Genomic DNA, 15,553 nt, shown 5'->3' with positions numbered 1-15,553 from the left:
CCCGCGATGAAGCGCGACGCGCTTCCCCTCTTCAACTCGTTCTCTCTTTCTAAGCTAATTCTAAAACGTTATTTATTTTATAATTCTTAGATCATTTAGGCTCCTCCCACGCCGATCAACGGCCGCCTATGAGGAGCTTCATCGTGAAACTGCATTTCCCCCTTCGCCTCCTGGCGGCCGCCTCCCTGGCCGCAGCGAGCTTCCTTGCCCAGGCGGCCGATTTCACCGTCGCCTACCAGACCACCGTCGATCCGGCCAAGGTCGCCCAAGCCGACGGCAGCTACGAAAAAGCCACCAAAGCCAGCATCGACTGGCGCAAGTTCGACAACGGCGCCGACATCATTGCCGCCATCGCCTCCGGTGACGTGCAGATCGGCTACCTGGGCTCCAGCCCCCTGACCGCAGCCGTCACCCGCAAGGTGCCGGTGGAAACCTTCCTGATCGCCACCCAGATCGGCGCCGCCGAGGCCCTGGTGGCCCGCGACGGCTCCGGGATCAACACCCCCCAGGACCTGGTGGGCAAGAAGATTGCCGTGCCCTTCGTCTCCACCGGCCACTACAGCCTGCTGGCGGCGCTCAAGCACTGGAACATCGACCCGGCCAAGGTCCAGGTACTCAACCTGGCACCGCCGGCGATCATCGCCGCCTGGAAGCGCGGCGACATCGACGCCACCTACGTCTGGGACCCGGCCCTGGGCGTGGCCAAGGAAAACGGCAAGGTGCTGATCACCTCGGGCGAGCTGGCCAAATCCGGCGCGCCGACCTTCGACGCCTGGATCGTGCGCAAGGATTTCGCCCAGAAGCACCCGGAAATCGTCAGCGCTTTCGCCAAGGTGACCCTGGATGCCTACGCCGACTACCGCAAGGACCCGCAGGCCTGGCTGGCCAACCAGGGCAACGTCGACAAGCTGGTGAAGCTTTCCGGAGCCAAGGCCGGCGACATCCCCCTGCTGCTGCAAGGCAACGTCTACCCGCTGGCCGCCGACCAGGTCGCAAGCCTCGGCGCGCCGACCACCAAGGCCATCACCGACACTGCGGTATTCCTCAAGGAACAAGGCAAGGTCGAAGCCGTGCTGCCGGACTACGCCCCCTACGTCAGCGCCCGGTTCATCAGCAACTAAGGCTGCGCGTTCGCAAAGGAGACAGCCGTCATGGCTTTGCTACAACTGGAGCGCATCAGCGCACAGTACCCCGGCGCCGCCGAACCGGTGCTGGCCGATATCTCCCTGACCCTGGGGCCACAGCAACTGCTGGTCGCCCTGGGGCCCTCCGGCAGCGGCAAGACTTCGCTGCTCAACCTGATCGCCGGTTTCGTCGAGCCCAGCGCCGGGCGCATCAGCCTCGATGGCGTACCGGTGCAAGGCCCTGGCGCCGAGCGTGGCGTGGTGTTCCAGGACGATGCCCTGCTGCCCTGGCAGGACGTACTGGCCAACGTCGCCTTCGGCCTGGAGCTGGCTGGCGTGCCGCGTGGGAAGCGCGAAGCCCGGGCCCGGGAAATGCTCGCCCTGGTGGACCTGGCCGGTTTCGACAAGCGGCGCATCTGGCAGCTCTCCGGGGGTCAGAAGCAACGTGTCGGCCTGGCTCGCGCCCTGGCCGCCGATCCACGGCTGCTGCTGATGGACGAGCCTTTCGGCGCCCTGGACGCCTTCACTCGCGAGCAGATGCAGGAACTGTTGCTGCAAGTCTGGCGACGCACCGCCAAGCCGGTGTTCCTCATCACCCACGACATCGAGGAAGCGGTGTTCTTGGCCACCGACCTGATTCTCCTGGCGCCCAACCCGGGCCAGATCGTCGAGCGCCTGCACCTGGACTTCGGCCAGCGATATGCCGCCGGCGAGTCGGCCCGGGCGATCAAGTCCGATCCACGCTTCATCGAAACCCGCGAGCACGTGCTGGCGCGGGTGTTCTCCCAACGCAGCAGCCAGCAGCAGGAGCGCCCATGAGCAGCTACGAAATTCCCGCCACCGCCAGCCACGAGGCCCATTCCAGGCCGTTGCCGGCGCGGCGCAGCCTGAGCACCCGCTGGATCAGCGTGCTGACGCTGGTCGGCCTGCTGGCGCTGTGGTGGGCGGTCACCGCCAGCGGCCTGGTGGAACCGCTGTTCCTGCCCTCGCCTGGGGCCGTGCTGCAAAAGGGCTGGTTGCTGGCCACCAGCGGCTACATGGACGCCACCTTGTGGCAGCACCTGGCCGCGAGCCTGCAACGTATCGGCCTGGGCCTTAGCCTCGCGGTGCTGACGGCGATCCCGGTGGGCATCGCCATCGGCGCCAACCGCGTCGCCCGGGGCGTGCTGGACCCATTGATCGAGTTCTACCGGCCGATCCCGCCTTTGGCCTACCTGCCCCTGATCGTGATCTGGTGTGGCATTGGCGAGCTGTCCAAGGTGCTGCTGATCTACCTGGCGATCTTCGCCCCGATCGCCATCGCCACCGCCACCGGCGTGCGCACCGTCGACCCGGCCAAGCTGCGGGCGGCGCAGTCCCTGGGGGCGACCCGTACCCAGCTGATCCGCCATGTGATCCTGCCCAGCGCCTTGCCGGACATCCTCACCGGAATCCGCATCGGCCTCGGCGTGGGCTGGTCGACCCTGGTGGCCGCCGAACTGATCGCCGCCACCAGCGGCCTTGGGTTCATGGTGCAGTCCGCCGCGCAGTTCCTGGTCACCGATGTAGTAGTGCTGGGGATCCTGGTGATCGCGGTGATCGCCTTCGCCATGGAGATGGGCTTGCGGGCCCTGCAGCGCAAGCTGGTGCCCTGGCATGGCCAGAGCCATTGACTGGCGCCTGCCTTGCGTCGACTGCGTTACTTGCTGCGTCGGCTGTCTGTAGCCCATGCAAGCCAGCAACATTCAGATCGATACAGATAGAACCGAATCCGACCACGCCGACCGTTCGGCGCCGCACACGAGAACCCGCATGAGCCTGACCATCACCCCCTTGAGTTCCGCCCTTGGCGCGCAGATCGACGGCATCGATATCAGCCAGCCCCTGGACGACAAGCAGCGCGACGCCATCGAGCAGGCCCTGCTCGAGCATCAGGTACTGTTCTTTCGCAACCAGCCGGTCACCCCGCAGCAGCAGGCGCGTTTTGCCGCCAACTTCGGTGACCTGCATATCCACCCGATCTACCCCAACGTACCGGAACAGCCGGAAGTACTGATCCTCGACACCGCCGAGACCGATGTGCGCGACAACGCCATCTGGCACACCGATGTCACCTTCCTGCCGACCCCGGCACTGGGCGCGGTGCTCAGCGCCAAGCTGCTGCCCAAGTTCGGCGGCGACACCCTGTGGGCCAGCGGCATCGCTGCCTACGAGGCGCTGTCGGAACCGATGAAGAACCTGCTGCAAGGCCTGACCGCCACCCACGAGTTCATCAAGTCCTTCCCCCTGGAGCGCTTCGGCAATACCCCCGAAGACCTGGCGCGCTGGGAAGAGACCCGGCGCAAGAACCCACCGCTGTCGCACCCGGTGATCCGCACCCACCCGGTGAGCGGGCGCAAGTCGCTGTTCGTCAACGATGGCTTCACCACCCGGATCAACGAACTGTCGGACAGCGAGAGCGAAGCCATTCTCAAGCTGCTGTTCGCCCACGCCACGCGCCCGGAATTCACCATTCGCTGGCGTTGGCAGGAAAACGACGTGGCGTTCTGGGACAACCGCGTGACCCAGCACTACGCCGTGGACGACTATCGTCCACAGCGCCGGGTAATGCAGCGCGCGACCATTCTCGGGGATGCGCCGTTCTTCCGCTGAAACGCGGCGGCGCTGACAGGTCCCGGCCCCGCTGAATCACGGGGCCGGGCACGGCTCGCTAGTTGACGCTGGCGGCCGGTTTCTTCTTGCGGTTGCCGATGTGGATGGCGTGGCCATTCACCGACAACGCCGCCTCATGCAGTGCCTCGGACAGGGTCGGATGGGAGAACACCATCATCCCCAGGTCTTCGGCGCTGGTGCCGAACTCCATGCCGATGGCGCCTTCCTGGACCAGCTCTGCGGCGCCGGGCCCGATCACATGCACGCCCAGCACCCGGTCGGTGCCAGCATCGGCGATCACCTTGACCAGCCCCGCAGTGTCGTTGGCCGCCATGGCCCGGCTGCTGGCGGAGAAGGGGAAGGTGCCGATGTTCAGCTCGACGCCCGCGGCCTTGAGCGCCTGCTCGGTCTGGCCGACCCAGGCGATTTCCGGGTGGGTGTAGATCACCGAGGGAATCAGCTCGTAGTTGAGCGGATGCGAATGCCCGGCAAGGCTTTCGGCGACCATCACGCCCTCTTCCGAAGCCTTGTGCGCCAGCATCGGCCCGCGCACCACGTCACCGATGGCATACACCCCGGGAACGCTGGTCAGGCACTGGCCGTCGACATGGATGAAACCCCGCTCGTCCAGTTGCACGCCGCTGTCGGCGGCCAGCAGGTCGGTGGTCAAGGGACGCCGGCCAACGGCAACGATCAACCGGTCGAAGGTCTGCTGCTTGTCCTCGCCAGCCTCGGTCAGGCTGACCTTGACGCTATCGCCTTGCACCTCGGAAGCGGTCACCCGGGCGCCGAGGCGGATATCCAGGCCCTGCTTGCCGAGGATCTTCTGCGCTTCCTTGGCGATCTGCGCATCCACCGCCGGCAGGAAGCTGTCGAGGGCTTCGAGTACCGTCACCTCGGCTCCCAGGCGGGCCCAGACCGAACCCAGCTCCAGGCCGATGACCCCGGCGCCGATGACCCCGAGGCGCTTGGGCACGCTGGTGAATTCCAGGGCGCCGGTGGAGTCGACGATCACCTCTCCGGTCAGGGGCGCGGCCGGGATGTCGATCGGCTGCGAACCGGGGGCCAGGATGATGTGCTCGGCGCGGATGCGCTGGGTGCTGCCGTCGGCGGCAGTGACCTCCACTTCCTTGTTGGCCAGCAGCTTGCCGTGGCCTTCCAGCACCGCTACGCCATTGGCCTTGAACAGCGAGGCGATGCCGCCGTTGAAGTTGCGTACCACGTTGTCCTTGCGGGCCAGCATCGTCGCCACGTCCATCTGCGGGTTGCTGATGCCGATGCCGTGAATCTCGAAGCCGTGGCGCGCTTCATAGTAGTGATGGGAGCTGTCGAGCAGCGCCTTGGAGGGAATGCAGCCTACGTTAAGGCAGGTACCGCCCAGGGCGGTCTTGCCGTCCTTGCCCTTGTAGCGCTCGATACAGACCGTCTTCAGTCCCAGTTGCGCCGCGCGGATCGCGGCTACATAACCACCGGGGCCCGCGCCGATAACGATCACATCGTAACTTTCACTCATAGGTTGCCGTCCTTTGCACAGACAAAATCGACCACGGCTCCCATGGTCGCCCTGTCCTTGAGAATTTTCAGATGACCAAGCCCGCGGGTCTGCAGGACCTGCCGGTGCCGCAACCCCTGGGCGAAGGATTGCAGGTCGTCTGCCGGAACCTCCTGGTCCTGCTGGTCATGGACCAGCAGCACCGGGATGTCTACCTGTTGGCCGTAACGGCTGACCGCCAGGCTGCCCATGTCTTTCTGATAACGTTGCTCGACCAGGCGTTGCATGCGCTGCCTGACGTCGTCGTTGATCCAGAGGAACGCCGCGAAACGCCGGACGACGTTTTCAATGTCGGCCGGCGCCGCCACCAGCACCGCGCGCTGGAAACCCTTGCCGATGTCGGTGCTCAAAGCGTAGCCCGCTGCGGCGCCACCCAGGGAATGACCGATCACGGTATCGAAGGGGCCCAGCTGCTGCTGGACCTGGTCGAGCATGCTGACGAAGGTCGGCAGCGACGCCTGCCGGCCACCGCTGCCGCCATGGCCGATGCAGTCGAAGGACAAGACTTCGCAGCCTTGCTCCAGCAATAGCGGGATCAAGTACTGCCACTGGGTACTGGCACCACTCCAGCCATGTACCAGTACCACCCGGCGCCGGACCTGCGAAGGCGTCCAGCGGAAGCAGCGCAAGCGCCCGTCCCCGGTTTCCAGGTCCTGCACCGTGGCACTGGGCAGCGTCTGCGGAAAATGCTGGCGCAGCCGCTGTGGCGTGGTGAAGATCTTCAACGCCCGCTGCGCAGCCCGCTGCGGAAGAAGCCGCGACTCAATCCAGAAGCTGCAGCGCAGCGCGCCCAGGACCGTGTTGTAGATGCCCTTGAACAGCACCTTCCTGAAACTGCTGCGCCGGGCCCTGGCCGCCACCGGCGGGTGTTCTTGAGTCGCCATCTTCCTTCCTCATCGACTACAGATTTCAAGCGTCGGGTTACAGCTTCACCATGTTGAAGTCCAGTTTGCCCACGCCGCATTCAGGACAGGTCCAGTCATCGGCGATGTCGTCCCAGGCAGTGCCCGGAGGCACCCCCGAATCCGGATCTCCCAGCCGTTGGTCGTAGATCCAGCCGCAGATCAGGCACATCCACAGGCCGGACTCGGCCACAGCGTTTTCAGCATAGGTCGTCATATCGTTCTCATGCGCTGGCCTGGGCCACTTCGGCCACCTTGATGTTCTGCGCGAGGAACCGCGCCACCTGCTCCAGCACCGCGGCGTCGGAGAGGATCCGCACATGGCCGAGGCCGGATACCGGCTCCAGCTTGGCCCACGGCATCAGCGTGGTGATCTGCTGCGCCTCGCAGAACGGCACGGTCGGGTCCTCCTGGTCGTGCAGCACCAGCATCGGCAGTTGCAGGGCGTTGCCCAGCGCGGGGATGTCCCAGTGCTGGACCGGCACGCCATTGCGCTTCCACAGCTCGCGGTGCATGGCCTGGACGATCTGCGGCTTGAGCTGCAGGTAGCCGTTGGCCCAGCGATCGATCACCACCGGCAGGTTGGCAGGCGAACCCAGGAGGCACATGGCCTTGATCCGATGGGTCTCGGCCAGCTCGGCCAGGGCGCCGGTAGCGGCGATACCGCCCAGGGAATGGGCGACGATGCCCACCACGTCACCCAGGGCGACAATGGCGGCTTTTACCGCGTCCTTGAACTCGGTCATGGTGCTCAGCGAGCCCGGCGAGATGCCGTGGGCCGGCGCATCGAAGGTCGCGACCTTGAAGCCCTGGCGCTGCAGTGCCCGGGTGAAGGAGTACATGCTGCGGCTGTCGGCGCCCCAGCCATGGACCAGCAGGATGGTCTGCTCGCCCGTGCCCCACTGGTAGCCATGGGGAACACCGGGGATGCCCTTGATGTGGAAGCGCTGGGCTCCCAGGGGGCTCATTTCCTTGTCCGGCTGCTTGATGTATTCGCGGGTGTAGCCGAACAGGTCGGTGGCCCGGGCACCGGCGCGATCGGGGGCCAGCGAGCCCAGCACGCTCATGTAGCTGCGCAGGGCCTGCTGCTTCATGGTCAACGGGCCGCTGTAGCCGGTGCGGGTGTCGCCGGCTGCCGGCGACCGATCGAAAGACTCGTAGAAGCCATTGACCGGATCGTACAGGTGGCAATGGCGCGCCACATGCCAGACGTCCTGCACGGTCAGGGGTTTTTCCCGGACCATCCCGGGGAAGGCGGACTTCAGCGCGGCCTGGGCCTCGGGCAGGTTGTAGTGGGGAATGATCGGCGCCACGTGGTGGGCGGTGTGCACCGAGATGTAGTGGGTCAGGAACAGCAGCCACTTCGGATACATGTAGTCGGTGGTCAGCAACAGGCGACTGCTGTTGAAGCTCCAGTGCTCCTTGGTCAGGAACGGAGTCTCGTCACTGATGTGATGCATCATGGTGGTCAGGCTGAACCAGGCGTGGATCGCCAGCCACGGGGCGACGAAATACAGGAACAGCCCGGTGAAACCGGTGAAGTACACCAGGGTCGGCAGGTAGATCACCGCGGCCACGGCCATGAACAGGATCGAACGACGCACTTCGTTGCGCGCCTCGAGCTTGGGGAACATCTCCGGCCGGAACCCCGAGTGCCGCTGGTAGTTCACCGTCCCCAGCCAGAACAGCCAGGTGCGGGTGCTGCTGTAGACCAGCTTGTCCCACCAGGGCATGGCGTCATATTGCACGCGCAGCACCGGGCGCCAGTCGACGTCCATCTCCAGGTTGTTGGTGTTGGCGTGGTGCATGTTGTGCATGTGGCGCCAGCCGTGGAACGGGTACAGCAGGGGCAGCAAGGCGATGTGCCCCAGGATGTGGTTGAAGCTGCGGTTGCGGGAAAACGAGTTGTGGCCGCAATCGTGGGCCACGCAGAACAGGCCCCAGCCCCCCAGGCCGGCAATCAGCCACAGCGGCAGGTAGAAGGCCCAGTGCACATGGGCGACCGCCACCACCGCGCCGATATAGAGCGCATAGCTGACGACGAAGCTGAGCATCCCGCGCCAGACGCGGGGCGTATACAGGTGCTTGGGAATGGCGTCGGTCAGACGCAGGCCCTCGATCTCCTGTGAACGTCGGAGCAGCTCGTTGAATTTGTCCGTTTTTTGCGTGGGCATCTGTACAAAGGCCATGGCCTAGCTCCTGCGAAGTCAAACTTCGGATGTGGTCAGTTCACTGGCCAGGTATTTGGACAGGTCATCGATGCTGGAGTATTCGAACAACAACGCCGGCGACAGGCGTTGTTCCATGAATTTCTCCAGGTCGCCCGCCACCTTCACCGCCACCAGCGAATCCAGGCCATAGGCCTCGAAGGTGCGCGCGGTATCGACCTGCGACGGCTCGATCTTCAGCAGGGTCGCCATGCGCTGCACCAGCCAGTGCTTGATGTTTTCCTCGTTGAGTTCCACCGGAGCCTGTTTCTTCTCCGAAAAACTCAAGGTGCTCAGCAAATTGGAAATGAAGTTGGACATAGGTTTCTTCCTTGATGAGTGGGGTGTTGTACGACCTGGGAATCCCGCTGTTCAGGATGAGGCCTGACGCTTACGGACCTTGTCGATCATTGCCTGGGATGGTGAACGCAGGTCTGAGACCAGTCTCAGCTTGCCCATTAACGCCAGTGTCCAGCCCGACAGGTCGGGCTCCCACCAATGCACGCCATGCCGGTACCAGGCAGGAAATGCGTGGTGATTGTTTTGCAGCCCCTCGCCGAAGGTGAGGAACGCGATGAACCAGTTGTTGGTGCTCTGGTCGTGGGTCACGAACGGCCGGCTGCCATAGCGATGGCAGACCGAGCCCACGCACCAGGCAGCCTGGTTGGCGATGAACAGCCGGGCCAGGCCACCGAAGATCAGGCCGCTCCAGGCGCCCTCCCAGCTCTGGGTGGCCAGGCCGCCGATCGCACCGGGCAGCAGCACGCCCAGGACCACCCAGAGCAGGTAGGTCTGGTTGTAGAAGAACAGCCGCCGGTCACGCAGGATGTCGGGGGCGAAGTAGTTCCAGCTGGAGATGTCCGGGGTCAGCATCCACGGCATGTGCGCATGCCACAGGCCCTTGGCCCGGCCCCAGCGGTCCTCGCCCAGCAGGTTGGGCGAATGCGGGTCGCCCTGCTGGTCGCTGTAGGTGTGGTGGCGCCGATGGGTGGTGACCCAGAACAGGATCGGCCCCTGGGCCGCCATCGAGCCGGCGATCAGCATCAAGCCGCTCATCAACCGCGAGGTCTTGAAGGCCCGGTGCGCCAGGTAACGGTGGTAACCCATGGAAACCCCGAACATCTGCACCGCGTAGAACACCCCGAAGAGGATGAAGTCCAGGGCATGGGCCTGGCCGGTGACCCACAGGCGGATGGCCTCGAAGGTCCCGAACAGCGGCACCAGCATCACGGCCAGGGCGATGCGCGCCTTGGTTTTCGCCGCCTGGGGGCTCAGTTGGGCAACCCCGCCGATCTCGGGAGTAGCCGTGGTTGAAAGTATTTCGTCCATGAATGGCTTCCTGTGAGGTGAGTACCGACTATCAGCTTTCTGAAGGTTCCGCCGCCGCGCTCGGGCCAGGGCGCTTCACGTCCCAGACCAGCCCGCACAGCGCCAGCGTCTCGATGAACAGCCCACCGATATCCAGCTGCCAGGGCTTGAGGCCGGCATGGGCCAGTGCCGGGAAGGCATGGTGGTTGTTGTGCCAGCCGCCCCCGACGGTGGGGATCGCCAGCCAGAACACGTTGCGGCTGGTGTCCCGGGTCTTGTGATCGCGGCCGCCGACCTTGTGGGCGAAGGAGTTGATGCACCAGGTGGCGTGGTCCACCAGGAAGATCCGTACGAAGCCACCCCACAGCAGGCCGCTCAGGGCGCCTTCCCAGCTACGGGTGATCAGCCCGCAGACCAGGGTCGGCAGCAATAGGCCGAGGATGATCCACAGGTAGTAGCGCTGGTTGATCTGCATGACCAGGCGATCGCGCAGCAGGTCGGGGACGAACTGGCTCCAGTTCTGCTTGCGCAGGCTGAACAACCAGCCCAGGTGGGCATGCCACCACCCCTGGAGGCTGCCGGCCAGGCCTTCCTTGAGGGCGCGCGGTGAGTGCGGGTCGCCCTCCTTGTCGGTGAACGCATGGTGCTGGCGATGGGTCGCGGCCCAGAACAGGATCGGCCCCTGGGCCGCCATCGACCCGGCGATCCCGAAGAACGCGGTGACCACCGGGCCGGCCTTGAACGCGTGGTGGGAGAAGAAGCGGTGCATCCCCACCTCCACCCCCAGGGCAGTCAGCAGGTACATGCTGGCCAGGGCGCCGACTTCCAGCCAGCTGATCCCCTGGTGCCAGGCCAGGACCAGGGCGACCACGGTGCCGAGCGCCGGTACGCCGACAGTCAGCCAAGCCAGTTGGCGCTCGCGCTGGCCAGTACGATCGACAGGAGGATTCATCGCGGTCATGACAGGGCATCCGTAGCAGTTTTGAGAGGTTGTGCCGCCGCACGTCCGGTGCCGTACCGCGCCAGGCTGCCGTCGAGCAGGGCCTTGCGGGTGGCCTGGCGCTGGACCTTGCCGCTGGTGGTCAGCGGAATGCCGCCCATGGGCGCCAGGTGAATCCGCGCCGGAGCCACGCCGAACTGGCTGACCAGGGCGCTGGTGAGCACCTGGCGCAGTTGTTCCTGCTGGGCCTCGTCGAGCTTCTCGCTGCGCTTGATCTCGGCCACGATCGCCAATTGCTCTTGCTGGCCGTTATCCAGGCCCACCGCCACGCAGCCATTGCTGCGAATGCGCGGGTCGGCGCTCTCCACCGCCAGCTCCAGGTCCTGTGGATAAAGATTGCGCCCGGCGATGATGATCAGGTCCTTGAGGCGCCCGGTGACGAACAGCTCGCCCAGGTGCAACGCGCCCAGGTCGCCGGTGCGCATGAAGTGCCCCTCGACACCCGGCAGGCGAGCGCGGAACACCTGCTCGCTCAGTACTTCCTTGCCCCAGTAGCCGGCGCCGACATTGCCGCCCTGGACCCAGATCTCGCCGACCTGGCCGTCCGCCACGGGTAGCAGGCTGACCGGGTCGACGATCGCCAGGTGCAGGCCCGGCGCCACCCGGCCACTGCTGACCAGCGGCAGGGCCAGGGCATGACCGGCCTCGACCACCGCCAGGGTGCCGGTGGCCAGTTGGTCGCGGTCGACCTGGACGCCGAACGCCGGTTCGTCATGGGGCTTGCCCGAGACCAGTACCGTCGATTCGGCCAAGCCATAGCAAGGCCCCAGGGCCGCCGGATCGAAACCGGCGGCGGCGAAACGCTCGGCGAAACGCGCCAGGGTGCCTTGCCGGACCGGTTCGGCCCCGCAATAGATGGCCTTGAGCTTGCTCAGGTCGAGCGCGGCCAGCTCGGCATCGCTGATGTTGTCCACGCACAAATCGAAGGCGAAGTTCGGCGCGATGGTCACGCTGGCGCCGAAGCGCGACACCGCATCCAGCCAGCGCAACGGCCGTTGGACGAAATGCCCGGGGCTGATGAGCACAGTCGGGAAAGCGTCGTAGATCGGTTGCAGGATCCCGCCCATCAGGCCCATGTCGTGGTAGGGCGGCAACCAGCTGCAACCCACCCGCTGCTGCGCCGGGCCCATCCACTGACTGGCACTGCGGCAATTACTGTAGAGATTGGCGTGGGTCAGCATCACGCCCTTGGGTGCCGAGGTGGAACCCGAGGTGTACTGCAGCAGCGCCAACTGGCCGGGAGGGATGTCCCGGGCGCTCCAGGCCGAATCCGTGGCGGCCAGTTGCTCCGGGTCGACCCATTGCGGCGCCGGCAGCTCGCCGCTGAGCAAGGCGTTCACCCGTTCCTGGGAACGCATGAAGCGCGCGCTGGTGAGCACGATCTGCGGATGCGCATCGGCACAGATCAGCGCCAGCCGCTCCAGCCCCCGGGTGCCCACTGGCGGGAACGCCGGGATCGCCACGGCGCCGGCCAGGAACAGGCCGAACAGGGAAACGATGTAGTCGATGCCGGTTTCGAACAGCATCAGCACCCGCTTGCCCCGGGGTTCGAAGATCTGCAGCGCACCCGCCAGTTGTTGACTACGCTTCCAGAGTTCCGCATAGCTGATGGCGACCTGCTCCTGCTCGCCGTCGAGCAGGTGGATGAAGGCTATCGCCTCGGGTTGGCGCCAGGCGCGGTAGGCCAGCACTTCGGTAACCGAACTTAAACATTCGATACCCAGGTTTGCAGCCAGCGACTGATCATCGGCTGCTAGTTGTGCTGAGAAGGTCTGATTGACATCGATTAGATAGTCACTAGGCACGGCGTAGTTCATTCAAAATCCTTTTTAAATGGAGAGCCTTATATCGACCTGATGGTCACTTATTATTTTCAGCACTAAGGAACCGAACAAACACCCCCCTCAACGACAGGGAGCTATTACAGAGGCAGTAGTTAAGATGTCATTTTGCTGACAGAACAACGCAATCACTTGGTGACTGCATATTTTTATGTCCCGCGACAACTAACGCGGGCAGAGATAGTGAAACCTGGATGCGTTGTGAAGTCTGCCACCGGCTTGTATATTTTGCTAATGCGCAAATGGACAGTTACAGGGAGAAAATGGACATGGATGTGCTCACTCTTATCGCACTGGAAGGAGCTATGGGGTCGAGTGTCGCGATCACGCTGGACGTGTTGCGCACCGCCAATCAGGTCGCCGAAGTCATGGGGCGGCCCACCATCACCTGGCAAATCATCGGCAGCAGCGAATCGGTAAGAATGAGGAACGGCATGCGCCTGGATGCGCAGCCCCTGGAGCGCGTCCAGGCCATCGAAGGCAGCATGCTGGTCATCCCCGGGCTGGGCCTGGAGAACACCCAGGAGCTGAATCTGTTCGGTTGCCGCACCGAAAAGCGCCAGCCAGGCCTGAGCCTGTCCACGGAGCTCCTCTCCCGGCTCGACCATGGCGACATCCACAAGCTGAGCAAGCTGGTCCGCGAACACCACCTGCGCGGGCAGCAGACCGCAGCCTCCTGCTCGGCGGTTTTCGTCCTCGGCGAAGCGGGCATCCTGCAGGACCGGACCGTCACTACCCACTGGCAACTGTATGACACTTTCAAGCAGCGTTATCCCGAGGCGATACTCGATACCAAACGCATGCTTATTCATGACGGAAATATGATTACCGCCGGGGCCGGCATGTCGCAAATGGACTTGATGCTATATATCCTGCGCAACAAGATGGGCAATCAAGTTGCTGAGTTGACCATGCGCTACTTGCTGATAGATGGGCGCCCGGCACAATACCACTACATGGCTTTATCGAACTTGCAGACAGAAAATCGCGAAGTCCTGATGCTGGAAAAGTTTATCGAAGACTGCCTACCAAACGTTCCCCCGCTGAGCACTATCGCCGAACATCTGCGAATCACCGAGAAAACCTTGTCCCGCAGGATTCGCAGCGCCACAGGTAAACCGCCCATGGCTTTCATTCAGAAAGTTCGCCTGCAACATGTCCAGAGCTTATTGGAAACAACCAATATGAGTATTGAAGAAGTTGCTTTCAAAGTGGGCTATGCCGATTCCACCGCACTGCGCCGGCTGATGTGGAAAAACATGGGCTGCACCCCCAGCCAGCTGCGCAAGGCCAGGTCCGGCCCGCCCATCATGTAGCCCTGCTCACCGTTCCTCCTCGGCCTCAGCGGCGGCCGGGGGCACCTTGCACAGCGGCACCAGCAGCAGCGCCACCACGAACATCATGGCCATCAGCCGGAACACGTCGCCAAAGGCCAGGGTCAGGGCTTCGCGCCCCACCAGCCGGCCGAGAATGCCCTGGGCCATGAGGAAGCCATGGCTGGGGTCCGGGGTGTCGGCGGCGATCTTCAGCGCCAGCTCGCTCATCAGTTCCTGGGCCGCCACCGCCTTGGCGCCAAGGGACTCCGACAGGTGCAGGACCTGGGTCCGCGCATCGTCCTGCAGCCAGGTGTTGACCGTGGCGATACCGATGGCCCCGCCCAGGTTGCGCATCAGGTTGAACAGGCCGGACGCCTGGCGCAGCTCCACCCCCTGGAACGAACTCAAGGCCATGTTGACGCTGGGCACGATGCACAGCATCAGGAACAGGCCACGCGCCACCTGGGGCACCAGCAATTCGTCGAAACCCCAGTTGGAAGTGATCCGCGAGGTCAACCACAGGCTCAGGGCCAGGCCCAGGAACCCCACCGAGATGATCAGGCGCCGGTCGACCTTCTCCGAGGCCCGGGCAGCGATGATGGTGCTGAACAGTTGCCCGATGCCCACGACGAACACCGTGGTGCCGATCTCCAGGCTGTCGAAGCCGCGCACCCGGCCCAGGAACACCGGCACCAGGTAGGTCGAGGAGTACAGGCCGAAGCCGATCACCAGGTTGAGCAGGCAGGCGATGGAAAAGGTCCGATCGCGAAACGGTCGCAACGACACGATGGGGTTGTCCGAATACAAGGACCGCTCGATGAACAGCCCGAAGGACACCAGGGACACCCAGGCCGAGATGACGATCCCGGTATCGCTGAACCAGTCCTTGCGCGGCCCCTCCTCCAGCACGTATTCCAGGCAGCCCAGGGCCAGGGCCATGGCTGCGAAATGCAGCCAGTCGATGCGCCGCAGCATGGGCAGGTCGGGACGGTCGACATCGATCAACAACGCCGCGCCAATGCAGATCACCAGGCCCGGCAGCACGTTGATGAAGAAGATCCAGCGCCAGTCCAGGTAGAAGGTCACCAGGCCGCCCACGGTGGGCCCGAGGGTCGGCGCCAGGACCGCGGTCATGCCGAGGATGGCCGGGACCATCGCCCGCTGCTTGCCCTCGAACAACACGAAGCCGACGGCGAACACCGTCGGCACCATGGCCCCGCCAGTGAAGCCCTGCAGCGCCCGCAACACGATCATCGACTCGATGTTCCAGGCCATGCCGCAACCGACGCTGAACAAGGTGAAGAGCGCCGCGCTGGTCGCGAACAGCCAGCGGGTGGAAATCGCCTGGGCGAGGAAGGCCGAGAAGGGAATCATGATCAGTTCGGCGATCAGGTAGGCGGTCTGCACCCAGCTCACTTCATCGGGACCGGCGCTCAAGCCGGCCTGCACGTCGTTGAGCGAAGCGGCCACGATCTGGATGTCGATCAGGGCCATGAACATGCCGAAGGCCATGATGGTGAAGACCAGGAACTTGCGTCGCAGGGTCGCTTGAGCCGGCTGCTCGCCCGCGCCAGGGAGGTCGGATGCGCTTGTCGTCACGTGGTTACTTCCCTGTAGTATTGCGGTCGTCATGTGAATATTATGATCGTAATTCAAAACCGCATGGAGCTTC

General features: G+C 64.3%; 14 protein-coding genes. 5 read left to right on the top strand and 9 right to left on the bottom strand.

Going from position 1 to position 15,553, the window contains the following annotated elements; translation table 11 throughout:
• The first annotated feature begins 143 nt into the window (after positions 1-143).
• The 4 genes from tauA (at position 144) to tauD (ending at position 3,755) form a co-directional block, all read left to right on the top strand.
• Positions 144-1,121, top strand: a complete 978-nt coding sequence (tauA, locus tag AC3WK8_RS12255; RefSeq protein WP_022644203.1) for a taurine ABC transporter substrate-binding protein — start codon at positions 144-146, stop codon at positions 1,119-1,121.
• 30 nt (positions 1,122-1,151) lie between these two features.
• On the top strand, positions 1,152-1,943 hold the full coding sequence (gene tauB, locus AC3WK8_RS12250) for a taurine ABC transporter ATP-binding subunit (RefSeq protein WP_085598131.1): 792 nt from the start codon (positions 1,152-1,154) through the stop codon (positions 1,941-1,943).
• A complete protein-coding gene (tauC, locus tag AC3WK8_RS12245) occupies positions 1,940-2,776 on the top strand; it encodes a taurine ABC transporter permease TauC (RefSeq protein ID WP_103324761.1) in 837 nt (278 codons plus the stop codon). The genes tauB and tauC overlap by 4 nt, the downstream gene beginning before the upstream one ends.
• A 139-nt stretch (positions 2,777-2,915) precedes the next feature.
• Positions 2,916-3,755 (top strand): taurine dioxygenase, encoded by an 840-nt coding sequence (tauD, locus tag AC3WK8_RS12240; protein ID WP_085598129.1) that lies wholly within the window; start codon positions 2,916-2,918, stop codon positions 3,753-3,755.
• Between the two features lie 58 nt (positions 3,756-3,813).
• On the opposite strand, the gene lpdA is transcribed toward tauD, so the two are convergent.
• Genes lpdA through AC3WK8_RS12200 form a run of 8 tightly spaced genes read right to left on the bottom strand, consistent with a single transcriptional unit; the run spans position 3,814 to position 12,541 of the window.
• Positions 3,814-5,268, bottom strand: a complete 1,455-nt coding sequence (lpdA, locus tag AC3WK8_RS12235; protein ID WP_085598128.1) for a dihydrolipoyl dehydrogenase — start codon at positions 5,266-5,268, stop codon at positions 3,814-3,816.
• Complete coding sequence (locus AC3WK8_RS12230) at positions 5,265-6,191, bottom strand: alpha/beta hydrolase (protein WP_177409170.1); 927 nt, start codon at positions 6,189-6,191, stop codon at positions 5,265-5,267. The genes lpdA and AC3WK8_RS12230 overlap by 4 nt, the downstream gene beginning before the upstream one ends.
• A 37-nt stretch (positions 6,192-6,228) precedes the next feature.
• A complete protein-coding gene (locus AC3WK8_RS12225) occupies positions 6,229-6,426 on the bottom strand; it encodes a rubredoxin (protein ID WP_022644198.1) in 198 nt (65 codons plus the stop codon).
• Positions 6,427-6,433: 7 nt separating this feature from the next.
• Positions 6,434-8,398 (bottom strand): alpha/beta fold hydrolase, encoded by a 1,965-nt coding sequence (locus AC3WK8_RS12220; RefSeq protein ID WP_085598127.1) that lies wholly within the window; start codon positions 8,396-8,398, stop codon positions 6,434-6,436.
• 18 nt (positions 8,399-8,416) lie between these two features.
• Positions 8,417-8,737 (bottom strand): acyl carrier protein, encoded by a 321-nt coding sequence (locus tag AC3WK8_RS12215; RefSeq protein ID WP_022644195.1) that lies wholly within the window; start codon positions 8,735-8,737, stop codon positions 8,417-8,419.
• Positions 8,738-8,788: 51 nt separating this feature from the next.
• Positions 8,789-9,745 (bottom strand): acyl-CoA desaturase, encoded by a 957-nt coding sequence (locus AC3WK8_RS12210; RefSeq protein WP_085598126.1) that lies wholly within the window; start codon positions 9,743-9,745, stop codon positions 8,789-8,791.
• 31 nt (positions 9,746-9,776) lie between these two features.
• Positions 9,777-10,685: an acyl-CoA desaturase gene (locus tag AC3WK8_RS12205; protein WP_103324762.1), complete on the bottom strand. Its 909-nt coding sequence runs from the start codon at positions 10,683-10,685 to the stop codon at positions 9,777-9,779.
• A complete protein-coding gene (locus AC3WK8_RS12200; RefSeq protein ID WP_103324763.1) occupies positions 10,682-12,541 on the bottom strand; it encodes a fatty acyl-AMP ligase in 1,860 nt (619 codons plus the stop codon). Before AC3WK8_RS12200 ends, AC3WK8_RS12205 begins: the two co-directional genes overlap by 4 nt.
• Before the next feature lie 293 nt (positions 12,542-12,834).
• Here AC3WK8_RS12200 and AC3WK8_RS12195 point away from each other — a divergent pair, with 293 nt between their 5' ends.
• Positions 12,835-13,881 (top strand): GlxA family transcriptional regulator, encoded by a 1,047-nt coding sequence (locus AC3WK8_RS12195; protein ID WP_235777385.1) that lies wholly within the window; start codon positions 12,835-12,837, stop codon positions 13,879-13,881.
• A gap of 6 nt (positions 13,882-13,887) precedes the next feature.
• On the opposite strand, the gene AC3WK8_RS12190 is transcribed toward AC3WK8_RS12195, so the two are convergent.
• Positions 13,888-15,480, bottom strand: a complete 1,593-nt coding sequence (locus AC3WK8_RS12190) for a DHA2 family efflux MFS transporter permease subunit (RefSeq protein WP_085598123.1) — start codon at positions 15,478-15,480, stop codon at positions 13,888-13,890.
• Positions 15,481-15,553 lie beyond the last annotated feature (73 nt).

The sequence above is a fragment of the Pseudomonas sp. FW507-12TSA genome, from assembly GCF_058781435.1.
The sequence above is the reverse complement of the archived record's forward strand: the minus strand, read 5'-3'. Positions and strand labels throughout refer to the sequence as shown.

Bases quoted from the DNA above. Each gene is read 5' to 3' on its own strand.
- AC3WK8_RS12205 (WP_103324762.1), bottom strand. From the start codon at position 10,685: ATGACCGCGATGAATCCTCCTGTCGATCGTACTGGCCAGCGCGAGCGC.
- AC3WK8_RS12210 (WP_085598126.1), bottom strand. From the start codon at position 9,745: ATGGACGAAATACTTTCAACCACGGCTACTCCCGAGATCGGCGGGGTT.
- AC3WK8_RS12195 (WP_235777385.1), top strand. From the start codon at position 12,835: ATGGATGTGCTCACTCTTATCGCACTGGAAGGAGCTATGGGGTCGAGT.
- AC3WK8_RS12225 (WP_022644198.1), bottom strand. From the start codon at position 6,426: ATGACGACCTATGCTGAAAACGCTGTGGCCGAGTCCGGCCTGTGGATG.
- AC3WK8_RS12215 (WP_022644195.1), bottom strand. From the start codon at position 8,737: ATGTCCAACTTCATTTCCAATTTGCTGAGCACCTTGAGTTTTTCGGAG.
- AC3WK8_RS12200 (WP_103324763.1), bottom strand. From the start codon at position 12,541: ATGAACTACGCCGTGCCTAGTGACTATCTAATCGATGTCAATCAGACC.
- tauB (WP_085598131.1), top strand. From the start codon at position 1,152: ATGGCTTTGCTACAACTGGAGCGCATCAGCGCACAGTACCCCGGCGCC.
- AC3WK8_RS12220 (WP_085598127.1), bottom strand. From the start codon at position 8,398: ATGGCCTTTGTACAGATGCCCACGCAAAAAACGGACAAATTCAACGAG.
- AC3WK8_RS12230 (WP_177409170.1), bottom strand. From the start codon at position 6,191: ATGGCGACTCAAGAACACCCGCCGGTGGCGGCCAGGGCCCGGCGCAGC.
- lpdA (WP_085598128.1), bottom strand. From the start codon at position 5,268: ATGAGTGAAAGTTACGATGTGATCGTTATCGGCGCGGGCCCCGGTGGT.
- tauD (WP_085598129.1), top strand. From the start codon at position 2,916: ATGAGCCTGACCATCACCCCCTTGAGTTCCGCCCTTGGCGCGCAGATC.
- tauC (WP_103324761.1), top strand. From the start codon at position 1,940: ATGAGCAGCTACGAAATTCCCGCCACCGCCAGCCACGAGGCCCATTCC.